The sequence below is a fragment of the Bacillus sp. EB106-04-02-XG92 genome (genome assembly GCF_058791995.1).
Genome location: NZ_JBYTEA010000012.1, coordinates 107,045 through 126,507, shown reverse-complemented (window position 1 = coordinate 126,507; position 19,463 = coordinate 107,045). Strand labels below are relative to the sequence as shown.

The following is a 19,463-nucleotide window of genomic DNA, read 5'->3' as shown; positions in this document are numbered from 1 at the left end:
GGTATCAATTTTTTTGATGGATTATATGATGAATCTTTATTTTATATGATATCAGAACTTTCATACAATGGAAGGGGATGGAGGGATTACAGTGTTAATCGAAGAAAGGATGAATCGTGCTAATAAGTGGGTTATGTTAATGTTTGCGACGATTGCTCAAACAACAGCGACACTTATAACATATGGTGTCGGAGCTTTCTCTTTATTTTGGAAAGAAGAATATGCGCTTACGAATATGGAGAGTGGATTGTTAGTAAGTGTTGTAAATGTTGGACCGTTATTTTGTATGCTTTTTGTTGGGCGGTTACTGGATCAATATAATGAAAAGTTGTTGATTTCTATCAGTTCATTTTTGTTAGGAGGTTCGTTTTTATTAACTAATATAGTAAATGGATTTAATGGTCTGTTATTTGTACTTTTATTAGTTGGAATGTTCTATAGTGTTTCTCAGCCAGGAGGAAGTAAAGTGATTTTAAAATGGTTCCCAAAAGAAAATCGCGGATTAGCGATGGGAATAAGGCAAGCTGGTATACCGATTGGTGGCGCGTTAGCAGGAGTACTAATCCCGTTTTTTACAATACAATATAATGTGACTTACGCGATAAATAGTATGGCATGCATTTGTATAATTGGAGGATTATTATTTTTTATGTTTTATAAAGAGCCATATGTTCAAGAGGATGCAAGGAAAGAACATATTAAAATTTCTTTTTTGACGCAGCTAAAAGTAGTGATACGTAAAAAAGAGTTGTATCCAATATATATAACGGGTATTTGCATGATTTCATTACAAATGGTGTTAGTTGGACATTTCATGAAATTTTTAGTAAGAGAACAATCTATTACATCTATTGTAGCTGGAACAGTATTTTCAGTGATGTTCTTTTCTGGAATGATTGGCCGTGTTGTATTAGCAGCTAGTAGTGATGTGTTTTATAAGGGGAATCGGAGCACGCCATTATTTATAGCTGTCTGTGCTTCTATCGGTTTGATTTTATTGTTAGTCATGAGCATACATACAGTAACGAGTGAAGTATTGTATGGTGTAAGTGCATTGTTAGGGTTCTTTTCAATTGGATGGTTTAGTCTTTTTATAGCCGAAGTTGCTGAATTGGCGAGTGAAGATTCTGTTGGGATAACAGTTAGTTTGGCACTTACATTCAATCAAATTGCTATTATTGTTGCACCTGCTTTATTTGGTTATATTGTAGATGAGAAAGGCTATACGTATGCGTGGTTATGTATAGTGGTATTATTAAGCGTTTCGGCAGTGAGTTTATATCGTAAAAACAAAAAATAAAAGAAAGTTAGCAATGTAAATTTTTTATGAAAAAAGTCTAAAGAAATGCCGAATGAGCGACATTTCTTTTTTTATATGTTGTATAATCAAAATATAAATGAGATTCGTTTTCAATAACGTTCATTGCCTCTTTTGAAATTGCCTGTCACTTTAGCCATAATGAGTTGTTTTTCTGTATCGTTATGTGCATGATTTATTTTGTTTATAAATTTTTCAGCATCATTTCCTTTTAATATCATAATTTGTTTTCCGTAATATTCGATTAAAACTATGTTATTTTTTGTTACTCTGTAATGGAACATCATATGATCTAAACGATTGCGTTTATCAGTATTTTTCATGTTTATAACTCCTTTTTGATAATGTGTAACAAATGTTACATAAGCTGTTGAAATTATAGTAGAGTGTATCCGATTGTAAGGTGGAAATTTTGCAAGAAAGAAATACAATAGAGAGTAGCCAAAAACTCAATGTGAGAAAAAGGAATCTAGTTTAATTAGGTGAATAATAGATAGGTAATATTATAAGTATTTGAAAATTAACAGATATAGAATAGAATGGATGCGCGTTAAGTGAAACTAGATAAAAGAGGGTTCCTAATATGCTAAAGAAATGGTTAATTGTTTTCTTTATTTTTGCTATTTTTTGTGGGAGTGTCGTTGCACTAATACATGCAAATAAAGGTAAGAAATATGATATAAAGGCATTTTCTAATGTAAATAGTAAGCAAAAGGACGGTATGCAAGAAGTTGATGCAAATGAGAAAAAGCGCTATGAAGTTGCAGCCGGAAAACTAGATCAATATTTAAAAGATAAAGGATTTAATGGGAGCGTTCTTGTAGCTAGTAAAGACCATGTGATTTTAAGAAAAGGTTATGGGTATGCGAATGTGAAAGATAAAGTAGTAACAACGCCAAGAACGAAATATCGCATTGGTTCTATTACGAAAACAGTCGTTGCAATATCTATTATGCAGCTACAGGAAAAAGGGAAATTGAACATTGAAGACAATGTAAATAAGTATATTCCATCGTTTCCGGCAGATAAAAACATTACGTTACGAAATTTGTTAACACACACGTCCGGGTTACCAGATCAAGGACAAGGTAGGGTGAATGCGGCGTCACGATTAAAGTTAGTAACGTGGATTGGAGCGCAAAAATTGCAATTTCCTGCAGGGACAGGATGGAAATATACAGACTATAATTATATGGTACTTGCGTATATTGTAGAAAAGATAGCAAATAAACCGCTCGCTGAATATGTGAGAGAAAATATTTTTACTCCCGTTGAAATGCATGAATCTGGAATGGGTGCAACTCTCCCTGAAGATATTTTTTTAGCAGAAGGTTATACGAGAAAAGATAATGAGTTAATAGCTACACCTCGCTTAAAAATGAACTGGTTGTATGGGTGTGGTGAAATGTATACGACTGTTGAAGATATGAAAAGGTTAGATGAGGCTATTATGGATGGGAAATTGCTCTCTAAACAAAGCGTATTAGATATGTTTACTGCATCACCTGCAAGAAAATATGGATTTAGTTTCTATACGTATCCAGATTATTATCATAACCACGGCGTATTATCAGGTTGGAATACTTTTAATAATTTTAACTGGGATAAAAAAACGTTTGTTATATTATTCTCTAACGTTCAAAATGGTATGAATGATGTATTTAATCAAGAGTTTAGGAAAATGGCGAATGATTTAATAGAAGGAAAAGAATAATTTTAAAATCGGTATTGATATGTAATGATCAATACCGATTTTTTTATTTCGTAAAGTTCAGCGTGCTAAATAAGTAGATAAGGAAGGTAGTTGAATAAATACATATAGGTAGTTAAATGATAGGAATGTAAAGAATGATTGGGAATTTTTACATTGAAGAAAAAGCTTGAGCTTCACATTATGTGAAACTTTACAGTATTGGAGATAGGAACAGGAGGTTGAAAAAATGAAAAAAGTAGTAAAGTTTTGTTTAATAAGTGTATTGTCCACAACGATTATTAGTGGTTGTTCTATTGAAGGTGGTAATGAAAATGCAAAAGGGAAAGAGCATGAAAAAATAGAGGTACAGAAAAAGGTTGGAAAATATACGATGCCAGATGAAAAAGATAAGCATGAAGGTACATGGTTGCAATGGCCTCATGAATACACATATGGTGAAGAGTATAGGCAGGAAGTAGAGCCGATTTGGGTTAAGATGGCAAGTGCTTTAACCGAGGGGGAAAATGTCCACATTGTCGCATACGATGAGGGGGAGAAAGAGCGTATCAATAATCTTTTAATAGATAAAGGACTGAATATGGATAAAATTGATTTCATTATTGCTCCTATTGATGACGTATGGGCGAGAGATAGTGGACCAATTTTTGTTTATGACAATAATAAAAATCTCAAAATATTAGATCCAGCATTTAATGGTTGGGGAAAGAAAACTCCTTATAAAAATGATGCTCGTGTACGTGAAAATGTTAGTGAACAAGTAGGGATTGAAAGAATTGATTGGGGGAAATTTGTTCTTGAAGGTGGAGCAATTGAATTAGACAGTAATGGGACTGCTTTATTAACTAGGAGTGCGGTAACAAATAAAAATAGAAATCCGGATTTATCAGAAAGGGAAATTGAAAAATATATTAGTGACCTAGGAGTATCAAACTTTATTTGGTTAGATGGAGTACCTAATTTAGATATTACTGATTTCCATATCGATGGATTTGCTAAATTCCATGGTAAATCTACCATTGTAACGATGAAAGAAGATGACTTAGCTGAATGGGGGTTGTCGAACAAAGATATGGACACATTGTTAGATGCAAAAAATGCGTCAGGACAGAAATATAAATATGAATACTTACCTCTTAGTAAAGAGAATGTTATTTTAGAAAATGGAAAAGCTCTCGATTATAAAGGATCATATATCAATTATTATATTGGGAACGCAGTGGTGTTGGTGCCTAATTATAATGATCCGAATGATAAAATCGCAAACGATACGATTCAGAAGTTATATCCAGATCGTAAAGTAGTTGGTATTGATGTAAGAGAGCTTTATAAAAATGGTGGCATGATTCATTGTGTTACACAGCAACAGCCGATTCAATTGAAGTAATCGATTAAAATGTAGCAACCTACGGAAAAAATAGGTACATTGTTACCTTTATCTATTTTGTCATGTTTTATTTTTCGCAAAAAGGAGCAAGGGCATTGAAAGGAATAATATTAACTAGTTTCATAATGATAGGACTTAGGATTCTATTATTAAATTTCATACTTTCATATAAATTTTTATTATTGTATTTTAAAACCCTGTCAAGAATCAATTTTTCGCTCAACCAAGGCTATATATTTTTTATATAAATATATAATATTTCGCCGTGCTATAATCCATTCATGAAATGTGCACGTTTCGAAAATGGTTATGAAAAGGGAAGTAGTTGGCATAGTGAAATTAGTTATTCAAGCATTATTAAAAAGCGAGGTAAATAATATGGCACAAAAAACAAATGGAATTATTTTTACTGCAATACCAGATAAATCAAATGAATATTACCGTCCATTTTATGAAGACCTGATTTATTTTAATGAATACTTAAATGAACATAAATCTGCTGCTGATCAACTGGTTTCTTTATCTGTTGAGGAACAAAACTTTCATACAAGCTTTTTTGAGTATGATGATATTTGGCTAAGAGATGTTGCACCAGTCGTCACAAATCATTTAGTTAAATTTAAATATCAACCCATTTACTTACCGAAAGATCAATGGCGATATTTAGATCAACAATTTAATAAATGGTTGAAAAAGAACGACTTCGAATATGTGAAATCCCCATTGATATTAGACGGTGGAAATCTTATTTGGAATAAAAAAGATACTGTTATAGTAACGGAACGCATATTTGATGATAATTATGATTGGAAGGAAGAAGAAATTATAGAGCAACTGGAATGGGATTTAGATGTGAGCCGAGTTATTATTATTCCTGCTGAAGAAGGGGATGTACTGGCACATGCAGATGGAATGGTTAAATTTATTGATGAACATACGATGTTTATTAGTGATTTTTTAGGGGATCATGAATTTAGATATAATGTTCAAGAGATTATTCAAGAGCAAATGCCAGAAGCTAAATTTATAGTTGTTCCATCGTCATATACAAAAAAGGAACAATATGATGAAGAAATAGCGTCGGCAAAAGGGTTGTATATAAATATGTTAGAAACATGTGATACGATTTACGTTCCCAAGTTTGGATTAGCTAAAGATAGGGAAGTGTTACGATATATTCAACAGTATACGGAGAAACAAGCTATTCAAATTCATGTAGGAGAAATATCAACAATGGGAGGCGGAATAAATTGTTTAACGTGGAATTGTCCTCATCATTTGTTACCTTCAAAAATGAAAAGATTGAACAATCAGAATGAAGATTTTTCAGTTAGGAAGATTTTTGATTGGTTTTAAAATAAGTATATAAGAAAATGTATTCAAGGGGTAAGTATATGTATACAATTACTGAGTTTTCGCGGATCTGTAAAATGAGTACACGGATGCTAAGGCATTATGACAAAGAGAATATATTAAAACCAGCATATGTGAACCCGGAAAATGGGTATAGATATTATGAGCAAGGGCAGTTAGAAATAGCGTTGAAAATAAAAAAGTTAAGAGAGTATAAGTTCCCTCTTCCTAAAATTAAAATCATTTTGCAGTCATCAGATCAAGATTCGTTTGTGAAACATATGCAAGCGCAAATTATAGAGTTGTCTCATGAAGTGAAGCAAAATTTACAGGTTATTTCAGAAATGAATGAAATGGTAAATGTGAATAATGGTCTGCATATTACTCGCCATAGAAGTTACGATATATTAATTGGAATGAGAAATGAAATAACGGTAATTACTCAAAGGTTACAAATAAATATAGATGATATGGATGATTATTTTTATGACTTATATGAAAAGGTACAAAAGCATAACTTTCAAATAGTCGGCTCGCCTTCTACGGTTTTTTATGATGAAGAGTATATCCCAAATGAAAGCGATATTGAATTAAGAGTTCCAATTTTGCATGAGAACGATAAAGACGTAGTACAAGAATGCGAAATAAAAAAACTAAATCCGCATCAAATCGTTACTACTATGCACTATGGAAGTTACGACTATATAGGTTACGCATATATAGCGTTAGAAAAATGGATTGAAAGAAATGGTTATGTAATAGAGGATTCGCCATATGAGGTTTACGTAAAGGGACCTGAATGTGATTGTTTAGTAGAGGAATATGTGACACAAATTTGTTTTTTAGTTATGAAAACAAACTGAGAATAAAGTAACCGAAATGAAAAAGCATGCAGAGTATATACTCTGCATGCTTTTTATAATGCTGAAAACTCTTCAACAAGTGAGCTAAAACGATTTAGTGCACTTTCAATCGGTTCTGGCGTAGTTAAATCAACACCAGCTTTTTTCAGTAAGTTTAATGGATAGTCAGAACTTCCGCCTTTAAGGAATTCAATATAATGTTTTTGCGCATTTGGATCGCCGCTTAATAACTTATCTGCAATTTGGATTGCAGAAGCGAATCCAGTTGCGTATTTGTATACGTAAAATGGACGATAGAAATGCGGTATTCTAGCCCATCCATATTTTACTTCTTCGTCAAATACGAGGGAGTCGCCATTATACTCTCTAAACAAGTTTTCATAAACTTCGCTAAAGACTTGAGCATTTAATGGTTTACCTTGCTGCGCCATTTCATGTGTGATTTTTTCAAACTCAGCGAACATAATTTGTGTAAAGAAAGTGCCTTTAAATTTGTCGATGAAGTGATTTACTAAATGATTACGTACATTAGCATCTTTTGCTTCTTTTAATAAATGATGAATTAATAGCACTTCATTTACTGTAGAAGCGACTTCTGCAACAAAAATAGTATAGTGTGCAGAAATTCTTGGTTGGTATCCGTGTGAATAGTGCGTATGCATACCGTGTCCACATTCATGAGTAAGAGTGAAAAGGCTATTTAAATCATCGTGATGATTTAAAAGAATGAAAGGATGAACACCGTATACACCAAAGTTATAAGCGCCGGAACGTTTTCCTGGCGTTTCTCTCACGTCAATATAACGTTTATCTTTAAAGCTTTTTAATGTTTCAATATATTCTTCACCTAATGGAGCTAGTGATTCAATCATGATGTCAAACGCTTTGTCATATGGAATGTCTTGTTTTACACCCGTTACTAAATCAACGCTCAAATCGTACTGGCGTAGTTCATCTACATGTAATTTTTCTTTTCGAAGTTCATTATAAGTATGTAGTGATTGAATGTTTTTTTTCGTCGTATTAATTAAATTTTCATATACTTCTTTCGGAACCATGTCGCCAAATAATGATTTTTCTAAAGCTGATGGATAGTTTCTTAGCTTTGAAACAGTAACATTATTTTTAATAGCAGCAGATAAAGTAGAAGCGATAGAATTTTTTAATTGTACGTATGGCTTGTAATAAGCTTTATAGGCTTCTTTACGTTTCTCGCGATTCTCATCTTCTATTAACTTTGCATACATTCCGCGTGTTAAATTTACTTTTTCTCCATCATCAGTCGTAATTTCACCAAATAGAATATCCGCATTATTTAACATGCCGTATGTATGCTGAGGAGAGGAAAGTGCTTCGCCCATTTGTGATAAAATCTCTTCTTGGTCCTTATTCAATACGTGTTTTTTATAACGGTATAATTCAAATAAGTCTTCTTTGTAATATTGTAAGCCTTCTGCTTCTTCTATGTAAGAATGTAATGTGTTTTCATCTACGCTAAGTAAGAATGGAGAAAAGAAAGATTTAGCCGCACTTACTTTTACATGTAATTGTGACACTTTATCGACAAGAGATTGGGCATCAGTATCACGCGTATCAAGATCAGATTGTAATCGTGCATAAGCGAACATTAAAGATATTATGCTAGATATTTCTTCACTCTTTGTTAAATAAGCTAATAAGCTATTGCCATCGTATATATTTCCATTAAACTCGTGTAATTCTTTCGTTAATACTTCAATTTTATGAAAATCGCTTTCCCAGTCTTCAATGCTATGGTATATATCCGTTAAATTCCATTTTTCTTTATCATCTACTTGTAGTCGATCTTTAAGTTCAGTCATAATCATTTCCTTTCTAAATATGTAGTTATATTCCTATATAACTATGAAATACAACAAATTGCAAAAAATCCCTGCTGGAAAATGAAAAGCCTTGCTAAAATGGCAAGGCTTGAAAAATTATAATGTAATTCCGAATTTTGAATGTAAAAGGTTTTTATATTGCCCATTTGTAACGTTTTCTTTCGTTTTTTTACCGTTTTTCGCTATTGTGAGACTATCCTTTGTTAAAGATGCATGCCCATCTTCAGTTAGTTTTACAATAAGAGGTACTTTGTTAAATGGTGAGCCTTCATGTTCAACGATAATTTTTTGTGCTGCATTTGCTTTTTCTTCATTCACTTCTTCTATATAAAATGCATAGCCTAACGTCCAATCATCAGCAGAAGATTGATCTAAAAACTCATTGTTTTTACGCATTTCTAACATGTAGTTTCCCTTTTCGGTCATTTCTTTACGAATACGATAATCTCCTGTAACAGAGTGAATGACTTCACCTGAGAAAGGGACAGGAGCAAGAGGTAAGTATGATCCGAATCCTACTTCAATTAAATAAAGTTCATTATGATGTGTTAAAACAGTTGCGATGTGTCCAGAATCAACAGCCCATGTAGAATTTGCTGCATTGAACACTGTTCCTGAAACGAGATGAACATCAAATCCAGCGTCTTTAAGGAAGTAGTACATAGTAGGATTAAGTTCATAACAAAGACCGCCACGGTTGTTTGCTAAAATTTTTTCTTTTAGATTTTCTTTTGATATTTCTGTAAAGTTGTTTTCGAGTATATTTAAGTTTTCAAAAGGGACAGTTTGTGCCATCGCGTACATAATGTTAGGTAAATCTTCAAATGAAACTTTGGGTTTTTCTTCTATATGTAATCTTGAAAAAAATTGTTTTTGAAAGTCGGTCATAGAAATCCCTCCATCATGCTTTTATAGATAAATTGTAAACAATCTTGAATAAGATGTGAAATAAAACTACTTTGAAGTATTTGTTAAATATGTGAAGTTAGACTAAAAAATAATGTGGGAGAGTGAGAGATTGCTACTTTACTAATTGTAGCACGAATATTATAATAATTCCGATAAACTATGCAAACGCTTTCTTGAAAGGGGATGGTGTAAATATGTTGAAAAGAATAATAGTAGTCGGTTTGTCGGTTGTTTTGTTTTTAACTAGTATATATGGAGGGAGTAAAGTGTATGCAGATACGGTTAACAATGGAACGTTAATGCAGTATTTTGAGTGGTATGCTCCGAATGATGGGAATCATTGGAATCGTTTGCATTCGGATGCTGGAAATTTAGCTCAGAAAGGAATTACATCTGTCTGGATACCGCCTGCATATAAAGGAACTACGCAAAATGACGTAGGATATGGAGCGTATGATTTATATGATTTAGGAGAATTCAATCAAAAAGGAACGGTGCGGACGAAATATGGGACAAAAGCACAGTTGAAATCTGCAATTGAAGCTTTACATAAGCAAAACATCGATGTATATGGCGATGTAGTTATGAATCATAAAGGTGGAGCAGATTATACTGAAACTGTAACAGCTGTTGAGGTAGACCGTAACAATCGAAATATTGAGGTATCAGGTGATTATGAAATTAATGCATGGACAGGGTTTAACTTTCCAGGGCGTGGAGATGCTTATTCTAATTTCAAATGGAAATGGTATCATTTTGACGGAACGGATTGGGATGAAGGAAGGAAATTAAATCGAATTTATAAATTTAGGGGGATAGGTAAAGCATGGGACTGGGAAGTGTCTAGCGAGAATGGAAATTATGATTATTTGATGTATGCAGATCTTGATTTTGATCATCCAGATGTTGCGAATGAGATGAAAAATTGGGGAACGTGGTATGCGAATGAATTAAATTTAGATGGCTTTCGTTTAGATGCTGTTAAACATATTGATCATGAATATTTACGCGATTGGGTAAATCATGTCAGACAGCAAACAGGAAAAGAAATGTTTACGGTGGCTGAATATTGGCAAAATGATATCGGGACTTTAAATAATTATTTAGCGAAAGTCAATTATAATCAATCTGTATTTGATGCACCACTGCATTACAATTTTCATTATGCTTCAAAAGGAAATGGGAATTATGATATGAGAAATATTTTAAATGGAACAGTAATGCAAAATTATCCCGCACTTGCAGTTACTCTCGTTGAGAATCATGATTCTCAGCCTGGACAATCATTGGAATCTGTAGTAAGTCCGTGGTTTAAACCGTTGGCATATGCATTTATTTTAACTCGTGCAGAGGGCTATCCTTCAGTTTTCTATGGTGATTACTATGGGACAAACGGAAATAGTAGTTATGAAATTCCAGCGTTAAAAGATAAAATTGATCCGATTTTGACGGCACGAAAAAACTTTGCATATGGTACGCAGCGTGATTATTTAGACCATCCAGATGTAATTGGATGGACAAGAGAAGGTGATAGTGTACATGCTAATTCTGGTTTAGCGACATTAATCTCTGATGGACCGGGAGGATCAAAGTGGATGGATGTTGGAAAGAATAATGCAGGGGAAGTATGGCACGATATGACGGGTAATCAAACAAATACTGTAACAATTAATAAGGATGGATGGGGGCAGTTCCATGTAAGTGGAGGATCAGTTTCCATATATGTTCAGCAGTGAATTGGTGATAAAAAAGAAGAGGAAGACTGAAATATAAGTCTTCCTCTTCTTTTTTATATTGTTATCATTCCTAAATTTTTATTTTCCTAAATGAATTAGTCGACTTTTAAAACAACGAGAGATGCGTTGGAATAAATAATATCACCCGTGGCTTCTCTTATGCGTACTCGAAGAACGTCTCCTTGGGTTAAAGGTAATAAATCAGTTCTGGCGGATGTAGCTCTTACCCCAGGACCACCACTAACTCGTGTTTCAATTGCGAATTGAATAGAATCGTTTATTGTAAGATTTAATATACTAGACGATATAGCTTGTATTACAAATACAATTGAAAAGGATACAGAGTACACGCCAGTGGTATCAATTGTAACAGAATTATTTAATGGATTTAGAGTAGTTCCACTAGCAGGTCCTGGAATTGTAAAATTAACATTTGTATTAACTATTGCTGAAAAACCGATTCCTACTTCAGAAGTGATTGTTCCAAATACGGGAAGAATTCCTAAACCAGTTGCGCCGGTAGGTCCTGTACCCCCAGTAGGACCAGTTATTCCACTTCCGGTAGGTCCTGTAACTCCAGTGGGACCAGTTATTCCAATTCCAGTAGGCCCTGTAACCCCAGTAGAACCAGTTATTCCAATTCCAGTAAAACCTGTCGCACCGGTAGGACCAGTTATTCCAGTAGGTCCGGTAGGGAATGCAAATGGTGGAATTGGTGGTAGTGTGGGGCCAATTAAACCTGGTTCAAGAGCAGGTCCATGTAAAATAATATATTGTTCGTTCATATAGTAACCTCCTATGATTGCTTGTCATAATTATTAAATGTATTAGGGAAAGTAAATGACATTCGCAGTAGCGGAGGCGCGTATTTAATTTTTTGCAATGAAATTAAAGTTATTACTTTAAAGTTCGATACAATAAAAAAACAGTATTGTAATTGCTATAGAACTAAATATTAGTATGTTTTTGACGTGATTTTCGTAAATATTATATTTGCTTTACGATAAAATAATTATAGTGTAAAATTACACTATAATTGTAAATTTACATCGTGTGGGTGTTTTTACACTTTCGTTTATGAGAAGAAGTTCTTTATATAAATCGTAATTTAAAATCGATAAGGACATTTCTGTATAGGCAGTATTAGCAAAAGGAGAGGCAATATGAAAAGAACAATAATGAAATATAGCATCATGTTTAGTTTACTACTATTAACATCATGTGATATATCGGATGAAGAAATTGAACGAAGAGCACAAAGTTATACAAAATCGGAGTATGGTATTTCTGTAAAACTAGATCGAATTGAAATACCCGACCTAGGTAAGGATTTTTTAGGTCCAGACACACGAACAGCTTATGTACAGCAAGTAGATGAACCGCATTTGCAATTTCAAATATCCTTTGATGGACGAAGTTCTCCAAAGGTAAATAATGATAACTATAAAATAAAAAAAGGAGCGAATGATTTACGAGAAAGATTCAATACATATTATGAAGAAAAAGGAAATAATACTCTGTTTACTTTCGAGCAAATGCAGACGGGGCATATTGTTTTCGATAAGGATGCAGAGAAAAGAATAGCGAAGAAACATCCGAAGCATTATGTTACGGCAGTTTTTAGAAGTAATACTATTTTAGATGTAAACAATCCTGTACATATGGAAACATTAGCGGAGGTTGCAAGAAGTATAAAAGAATTCAATAAAACAATTGAAAATAGTAAGAGTAGTGTGGATGATATAACGATTCAGTTGCCAAATGATAATAAAGATGTATTACTACATATTGCGGTAGATTATATAGTAACGGCTGAAGAGGCAAAAAAGACACTTGAGAAAAAGGTGGATTATATGAAAGCTTTATAATCTGCAAGGGAATAGTCTGACACCTTTACTTCTCACGAAACATATAGTATGATGATTTCAGTAAATTAGATTTCAATGACTATAATATAAATTAATGAGAGGTGCTTTTTGTGAGTGCGGTAGGTACTAAATAGGAAAAATTTAATGAAATAAATCGGATAAGAACAGGGGATTTTTATGTATACCATACCCCTAATTTTGTCATGGATTTATTTCAATACCTATGAAGATACCTACAATACTTTATAAAGCTTGTAATAAGGGGATTGCCATCCGTTTTTATGGCTTATTTCCTCATATGTTATTACTCATGCCTTGTAAATGTAAAAGCTGCGGTATCCCCCGCAGCTTTTTTGTATATATTTTTAATGTATAAAAATGGTAATTGAATAATGTAGGGCTCATTGGAATCTAATGAGTAGGTATCTTCATTTATGATAGAAATCAATCATAGTGAGGAGAAACAAAATGAATACGATGACTTTTGAAAAGTTACAATATAACGAATTAAAGGATATAGTGAAATCTTATTGTGTAAGTGGATTAGGAAAAGAATTAATAAATAAATTAGAGCCGAGTACAAGTATAAAAGTAGTAAGGAATCGATTAAATGAAACGACGGAAGCACGAGCTATATTAGATGCAGAAGGGCATGTTCCTTTTTTCGGTATTTCAAATATCGCAAGTACGATTCAAAAATTAGAAAAAGGGATGATTTTAGATCCTGAAGAGTTAGTAAGTGTTTCAGATTTTTTACGTGGCTGTAGGAAGATTAAAAAGTTTATGTTAGATAAAGAATTTTTTGCGCCAATATTAGCTTCTTATGCAAATTCAATGACTGAATTTAAAAGTATTGAAGAGGAAATTAATTTTTCAATAAAAGGCAATAGCATTGATTCTGCCGCTAGTAAAGAGTTAAAACGAATTCGAAATAACATCGATTCTGTAGATGGAAAAATAAAAGAGCGTTTAACGAAGTTTTTAAATAGTAGTGCAAATAAGAAGTATATTCAAGAATTCTTTATTAGTAAGAAGGATGATAGGTATACGATTCCAATTAAATCTTCTTATAAAAATCAAGTTGCGGGAAGTATAGTTGAAGCGTCCGCTAAAGGTTCTACTGTATTTATAGAACCACATACGGTTACAAAGTTAAATGCGGAACTCGCAAGTTTGAAAGCAGAAGAAGCGATGGAAGAGTATCAAATTTTAGCGACTTTATCAGGCATGGTAGTAGAAAATATTTATCATATAAAAATTAACATGGAATTGATTAGCCAATATGATATGGTATTTGCGAAAGCGAAGTTTAGTAAATCAATCGATGGAATAGAGCCGAAGTTAAATGATCACGGCTACATTCGTTTAGTAAATTGTAAGCATCCGCTTTTAAGTGGAAAAGTAGTACCGTTAAACTTTGAAATCGGTCAAAATTACCGTAGTTTAATTATTACAGGACCAAATGCAGGCGGGAAAACAATCGTGTTAAAAACAATTGGATTGTTAACATTAGCGACAATGTCAGGCTTGCACATTGCTGGAGATAAAGAAACAGAAATTGCTATTTTTGAAAATGTATTTGTAGATATTGGAGATAATCAAAGTATCGAAAACGCACTAAGTACATTTTCATCTCATATGAAAAATCTATCTGAAATTATGAGGATGTCAAATAATAATACGTTGCTACTATTTGATGAAATAGGAAGCGGGACCGAACCGAACGAAGGGGCAGCACTTGCAATTTCTATTTTAGAGGAGCTTTATCTGGCGGGATGTATTACAGTGGCGAGTACGCATTACGGTGAAATTAAACGATTCTCAGAAATGCATGATGATTTTATGAACGCAGCAATGCAATTTAATAGTGAGACACTAGAACCACTTTATAAATTAGTAATCGGTAAATCAGGTGAAAGTAATGCACTTTGGATTGCGAATAAAATGAACGTAAGAGAGCGTGTACTGCAAAGAGCGAAAGCGTATATGGAAAATAAAGAATATGCTTTAGAAAAACTGAATGAAAGTAAAATTAGAAAACCAAAATTTGTGCAGGAAAAAAGAGAAAACCATTACGAGTACAAAATTGGCGATCGTGTAAATTTATTAGATTATGATGATTTTGGTATTATCTATAAGGAAATAGATAATTTCTATAACGTCGTTGTATATTATAACGGTGAATTTGTTGAAGTAAATATAAAACGTATTACGTTAGAGGTAGCAGCGAAGGAATTATACCCAGAGGGATACGATTTAAATACACTATTTGTCGATTATAAAGAAAGAAAAATGCAGCATGATATTGAGCGCGGATCGAAAAAAGCGCTTCGTAAAATCCAAAAAGAAATAAGAAAGAATAGAGGATAATATAGGATGGTAACGATTAGACAAGAGCAAAAAAACGATTATAGAAAAACAGAAGAAGTTGTACAACAAGCATTTTTACATGAAGAATTTAGTGATAAAACAGAACATGAACTTGTGAGTCGTATTAGAGAATGTGACGCGTTTATTCCTGAATTATCAATCGTTGCAGTAGACGAAGAAATAGTCGGTCACATTATGTTATCTAAAATTACGATAGAACAAGGTGCAACTTTTGTAGAATCGTTAGCACTTGCACCGGTTTCAGTTGCTAGGGGTCATCAGAAAAAAGGAATCGGCGGGAAGCTTATTGTAGCTGCGTTAGAAAAAGCGAAAGAACTTGGATACGGATCAGTTGTAGTATTAGGACATCCAGAGTACTATCCGAAATTTGGTTTTAAGAAAGCAAGTGAGTGGAATATAAAAGCACCATTTGAAGTGCCAGATGAAGTGTTTATGGTGATTGAGCTAAGTGAGAACGCTCTGCAAGATGTAGAAGGAATTGTACAATATTCGAGTGCATTTGCTGAGTAGGAGTATCGGTTAAAAAAATGTAATCATAAAAGATGCTATCTTTTTGTAGGGATATACAGAAAGATAGCTTTTTTATTAAACAAATGTACTTACGTATATTTTGCTCAATGAATAATTAAGGTGGTAAAATTGATATAGAAATGTAAAGGGAGAGAATTGAATGAAGAAGCGAGAAACAGATAGCAATGAGAATGTAGTTACGTTATATGTTACGAGACACGGTAAAACAATATTAAATACGAATCATCGTGCGCAAGGGTGGGCAGACTCTCCGTTAGTAGAAATAGGTGTGGAAGTTGCCTCTAATTTAGGAACGGGATTAAAAGATGTTCATTTTGCGAATGCGTATAGTAGTGATAGTGGCCGAGCGATTGAAACTGCTAATTTAGTATTAAAATATAGTGAGCAAACAAAGTTAAAACTTGAGAAAAGAAAAAATTTACGAGAATTAAATTTTGGTATTTTTGAAGGTGAAAAACTTGAAAATATGTGGGATGTGGTTGGAAAAGCTGCGGGCGTTGCATCACCAGAAGAACTTATGAAGTTTTCTATTCAAGAAGTGATTAATCTTATTAGAGCAGCGGACCCTACAAAACAGGCGGAAGATTGGGAATTATTTTCTACTCGTATAAAAGCAGAGATTGATAAAATTAGTGAAGAATCTGCTGCAAATGGAGGCGGCAACGTTTTAGTTGTCGTTCATGGGCTTTTAATTACTACATTAATCGAAATGTTAGACAGTAGCCAAACAAAACTTGGAGTAGAAAATGCTAGTGTGACGAAGATTATATATCAAAATGGAACATACACAGTCGAGTCGGTTGGAGATATGAGCTACGTTGCAAAAGGAAAAGAAAGTGTGGAAATATAAAAATAAGAAAAGGAAGGTAGAGAAATCTAGCTTCCTTTTTATTTTTTAATATATCATTTATTAATTCGAATCGGAATATTCTGTTAAAAATGAACTATGAAAATTATTGTAATGGTATAATTAGAGAGTAGGAACAACAAATTAGTTTGCAGTGTATTGGAGGGACATTAGCCTTACATTTCATCTCGGAATCTAAAGTAAGTATACGAGAAATAAAACAAAGTAAGGAATGTGTGAATATGGGTGGTACATGGTATGTGATTTATGTTCAATTCTAAGAAGAAAAGAATATTAACAATTATATGGAGAAGTGATTATGTTGATTAAATTCGTTCATTTGTTATTTGGAAAACCGTGTGAAAAAGGTGATTCGTTCCAAACTAAGTTTCCACGTTTTATTTATTGGAGTGCAGTTGTATTTTATTTTTTTGGAATGCTATTATTTGGGATTCTTTCTTTTATTGATACTGTATTTATTGGATCGTTGATATCAGGAGGTTTGTTCTTTCCTTTAATATTTAGATTCATTTATTATATAAACTTAAAAATGAGGGGCCTAGAAAGAGAAGCGTAGAGAAAAAATATAAATAACAGGGTAATTGAAAAGAAGCGAGATTGAACATAAATAACGTTAAAAAAGGAAGCAAAGAAATACATTCTAGCTTCCTTTTTTTATTGGAACGATTATGGGATCAATAAAATCTTCCCTGTGCTTTTTCGGCTCTCTAATAATTCATGAGCACGGGCACCATCTTGTAAAGAGAATGTAGTAGAACTTGCGATCTTTAATTTTTCGGTCGCAATCCATTCGAATAATTGAGAGGAGCGTTCTATTCTCTCTTCATAAGATGTAAGCACGTTCCAAAGGTCTCCGCCAGTTAAAGTTTTCGAAGTATCCATAAGCATACGTGGATCAACTGGCGCAGGATTACCGCCGGCCATTCCGTAAAATACGACAGTACCGCCAGTTTTAGTAGCATTAAAACTCTCCTCTAATGTAGAACCTACTGATTCATATACAACATTTACTCCATCACCATTTGTTATTTCAACTACTTTTGTATGCCATGCTTCCGTATATAAAAAAACGTGATCAGCACCAGCTAATGTAGCTATCTTTGCTTTTTCTTTGGATGACGTTAGGCCGATTACTTTTCCGCCTAGTAGTTTAATTATTTGAATAAGAAGTTGCCCAACACCACCAGCTGCAGCGTGTACTAAAGCTATATCACCTTGTTTTATTTCATAGCTATCTTTCGTTAAATAATGTGCGGTTAGACCTTGCAATAAGACAGAAGCGGCTGTTTCAAAAGAGATAGAATCTAAAAGCTTAATTGCTTTCTCAGACGGAACAGCAACTAGCTCTGCATTTGCAAATGGGACATCAGCAAATGCAATACGATCTCCAGGATTAATATTCGTAACGTCAGCTCCTACTTTTTCAACAATGCCAGCCCCTTCATAACCTAATATAAAGGGCGGGGTACCAGCGAGATGATAATCACCGCGGCGTCTATAAATATCGGCGAAATTTAAACCGATTGCTTTCGTGCGGACAAGAATTTCATTTGGATTTATGATTGGATCATTTAGTTTTTTATATTGTAGTACATCCGGATTTCCGAACTGTTCGAAACAAAGTGCTTTCATATGGAATACCTCCATTTTTATTGTTTGTCGATGCTCTTTATCATACAATACAAATATCAATAGACAAAGAGGATTATTTCGATGAAATCAATCGGAAATTACGATTGAAAAGAGGGATGATAAATGGAGATAAAACAATTAATTACATTTAAAATAGCCGCGGACACTTTGAACTTTACACAAACTGCGAAGAAATTAAACTTTGCTCAATCGAGCGTAACAGCGCAAATTAAAACGTTAGAAGCTGAGCTAGGTACGCCGTTATTTGAAAGATTAGGAAAACGCCTTTTCTTAACTGAAGCAGGTAGGAAGTTTCAACTATATGCCGACAAGATGATTGCACTCAGTAACGAAGCGAAAATGGCTGTGAAAGATGATGAAGAAATAGCAGGTACGTTAATAATCGGTGCGCAAGAAAGCCAATGTACATATAGACTTCCTTCTATATTAAAGAGGTTTAAAGCACAATTTCCTCAAATAAAGCTTATATTTAAACCAGCGCATTCCAATAAAGATGCGAAGGAACAATTGATGGAGGGAAAAGTCGATCTTGCATTTATTTTGGACGAATGTAAAACAGAAGATACTTTATATGTGGAGCCGCTTATGAAAGAAGAATTAAAAATAGTAGCTGCTTCAGGGCATCATTTACTCGAGAAAGCTTCCATTTCTACAAAAGATTTAGAAAGTGAGACGTTGTTGCTAACAGAGTTAGGGTGCTCGTACCGGACTTTATTTGAAGAGCTACTTCGTACAGAAGATGTGTATCCAGCAAATAAAATTGAGTTCGTTAGTGTAGAGGCAATTAAACAATGTGTTATTGCAGATTTAGGAATAGCTGTTTTACCAGCGATAGTAGTAGAAAAAGATATACGAGAAGGGACGATAGAAGAGTTACATGTAGAAAGTGCAATCTCACCGATTTATACACAAATTGCTTGGCATAAAGATAAATGGATGACATTGCCACTGCAGCAATTTATTGATGTAACGAGAGAGTTTTTTACAACGGATTAAGTGGAGAAATATTTATT

At 33.5% G+C, this 19,463-nt stretch carries 17 protein-coding genes; 12 read left to right on the top strand and 5 right to left on the bottom strand.

Features of this window, described 5'->3' with window-relative positions:
- Positions 1-67: 67 nt before the first annotated feature.
- On the top strand, positions 68-1,300 hold the full coding sequence (locus AC3WVA_RS23860; RefSeq protein WP_142342067.1) for an MFS transporter: 1,233 nt from the start codon (positions 68-70) through the stop codon (positions 1,298-1,300).
- Positions 1,301-1,410: 110 nt separating this feature from the next.
- On the opposite strand, the gene AC3WVA_RS23855 is transcribed toward AC3WVA_RS23860, so the two are convergent.
- Positions 1,411-1,641, bottom strand: a complete 231-nt coding sequence (locus AC3WVA_RS23855) for a hypothetical protein (protein ID WP_098346079.1) — start codon at positions 1,639-1,641, stop codon at positions 1,411-1,413.
- A 260-nt stretch (positions 1,642-1,901) separates the two neighbouring features.
- On the opposite strand from AC3WVA_RS23855, the gene AC3WVA_RS23850 reads away from it, so the two are divergent.
- The 4 genes from AC3WVA_RS23850 (at position 1,902) to AC3WVA_RS23835 (ending at position 6,632) form a co-directional block, all read left to right on the top strand.
- Positions 1,902-3,032: a serine hydrolase domain-containing protein gene (locus tag AC3WVA_RS23850; RefSeq protein ID WP_492322203.1), complete on the top strand. Its 1,131-nt coding sequence runs from the start codon at positions 1,902-1,904 to the stop codon at positions 3,030-3,032.
- 226 nt (positions 3,033-3,258) lie between these two features.
- The gene (locus tag AC3WVA_RS23845) at positions 3,259-4,416 is read left to right on the top strand and encodes an agmatine deiminase family protein (RefSeq protein WP_142321015.1); all 1,158 of its coding nucleotides are present in this window, start codon (positions 3,259-3,261) and stop codon (positions 4,414-4,416) included.
- Positions 4,417-4,794: 378 nt separating this feature from the next.
- Positions 4,795-5,772, top strand: a complete 978-nt coding sequence (locus AC3WVA_RS23840) for an agmatine deiminase family protein (protein ID WP_098346194.1) — start codon at positions 4,795-4,797, stop codon at positions 5,770-5,772.
- A gap of 38 nt (positions 5,773-5,810) precedes the next feature.
- Positions 5,811-6,632, top strand: a complete 822-nt coding sequence (locus AC3WVA_RS23835; protein WP_098346077.1) for a MerR family transcriptional regulator — start codon at positions 5,811-5,813, stop codon at positions 6,630-6,632.
- A 53-nt stretch (positions 6,633-6,685) separates the two neighbouring features.
- Here the strand turns inward: AC3WVA_RS23835 and pepF are convergent, their stop codons facing one another.
- Both pepF and AC3WVA_RS23825 read right to left on the bottom strand, forming a co-directional pair.
- Complete coding sequence (pepF, locus tag AC3WVA_RS23830; RefSeq protein WP_098346076.1) at positions 6,686-8,473, bottom strand: oligoendopeptidase F; 1,788 nt, start codon at positions 8,471-8,473, stop codon at positions 6,686-6,688.
- A gap of 117 nt (positions 8,474-8,590) precedes the next feature.
- Positions 8,591-9,382 carry an arylamine N-acetyltransferase family protein gene (locus AC3WVA_RS23825; RefSeq protein WP_048525675.1) on the bottom strand — a complete coding sequence of 264 codons (792 nt, stop codon included), beginning with the start codon at positions 9,380-9,382 and terminating at the stop codon, positions 8,591-8,593.
- Positions 9,383-9,597: 215 nt separating this feature from the next.
- Here AC3WVA_RS23825 and amyS point away from each other — a divergent pair, with 215 nt between their 5' ends.
- A complete protein-coding gene (amyS, locus tag AC3WVA_RS23820; protein WP_098881545.1) occupies positions 9,598-11,139 on the top strand; it encodes an alpha-amylase in 1,542 nt (513 codons plus the stop codon).
- Between the two features lie 95 nt (positions 11,140-11,234).
- Here amyS and betA read toward each other — a convergent pair whose 3' ends face one another.
- Complete coding sequence (gene betA, locus AC3WVA_RS23815; protein ID WP_098346074.1) at positions 11,235-11,924, bottom strand: collagen-like exosporium glycoprotein BetA; 690 nt, start codon at positions 11,922-11,924, stop codon at positions 11,235-11,237.
- 378 nt (positions 11,925-12,302) lie between these two features.
- Between betA and AC3WVA_RS23810 the strand changes: the two genes are divergently transcribed.
- The 5 genes from AC3WVA_RS23810 (at position 12,303) to AC3WVA_RS23790 (ending at position 17,353) form a co-directional block, all read left to right on the top strand.
- Positions 12,303-13,007, top strand: a complete 705-nt coding sequence (locus tag AC3WVA_RS23810) for a hypothetical protein (protein ID WP_088314048.1) — start codon at positions 12,303-12,305, stop codon at positions 13,005-13,007.
- Positions 13,008-13,475: 468 nt separating this feature from the next.
- On the top strand, positions 13,476-15,377 hold the full coding sequence (locus AC3WVA_RS23805) for an endonuclease MutS2 (protein ID WP_098346073.1): 1,902 nt from the start codon (positions 13,476-13,478) through the stop codon (positions 15,375-15,377).
- Positions 15,378-15,383: 6 nt separating this feature from the next.
- Complete coding sequence (locus tag AC3WVA_RS23800; protein ID WP_098346072.1) at positions 15,384-15,908, top strand: GNAT family N-acetyltransferase; 525 nt, start codon at positions 15,384-15,386, stop codon at positions 15,906-15,908.
- Between the two features lie 160 nt (positions 15,909-16,068).
- Positions 16,069-16,779 carry a histidine phosphatase family protein gene (locus tag AC3WVA_RS23795; protein ID WP_071758659.1) on the top strand — a complete coding sequence of 237 codons (711 nt, stop codon included), beginning with the start codon at positions 16,069-16,071 and terminating at the stop codon, positions 16,777-16,779.
- Between the two features lie 316 nt (positions 16,780-17,095).
- The gene (locus AC3WVA_RS23790; RefSeq protein ID WP_000905655.1) at positions 17,096-17,353 is read left to right on the top strand and encodes a hypothetical protein; all 258 of its coding nucleotides are present in this window, start codon (positions 17,096-17,098) and stop codon (positions 17,351-17,353) included.
- 110 nt (positions 17,354-17,463) lie between these two features.
- Here the strand turns inward: AC3WVA_RS23790 and AC3WVA_RS23785 are convergent, their stop codons facing one another.
- A complete protein-coding gene (locus AC3WVA_RS23785; protein WP_098346071.1) occupies positions 17,464-18,429 on the bottom strand; it encodes a quinone oxidoreductase family protein in 966 nt (321 codons plus the stop codon).
- Between the two features lie 123 nt (positions 18,430-18,552).
- Here AC3WVA_RS23785 and AC3WVA_RS23780 point away from each other — a divergent pair, with 123 nt between their 5' ends.
- Positions 18,553-19,446 carry a LysR family transcriptional regulator gene (locus AC3WVA_RS23780; RefSeq protein ID WP_098346070.1) on the top strand — a complete coding sequence of 298 codons (894 nt, stop codon included), beginning with the start codon at positions 18,553-18,555 and terminating at the stop codon, positions 19,444-19,446.
- Positions 19,447-19,463 lie beyond the last annotated feature (17 nt).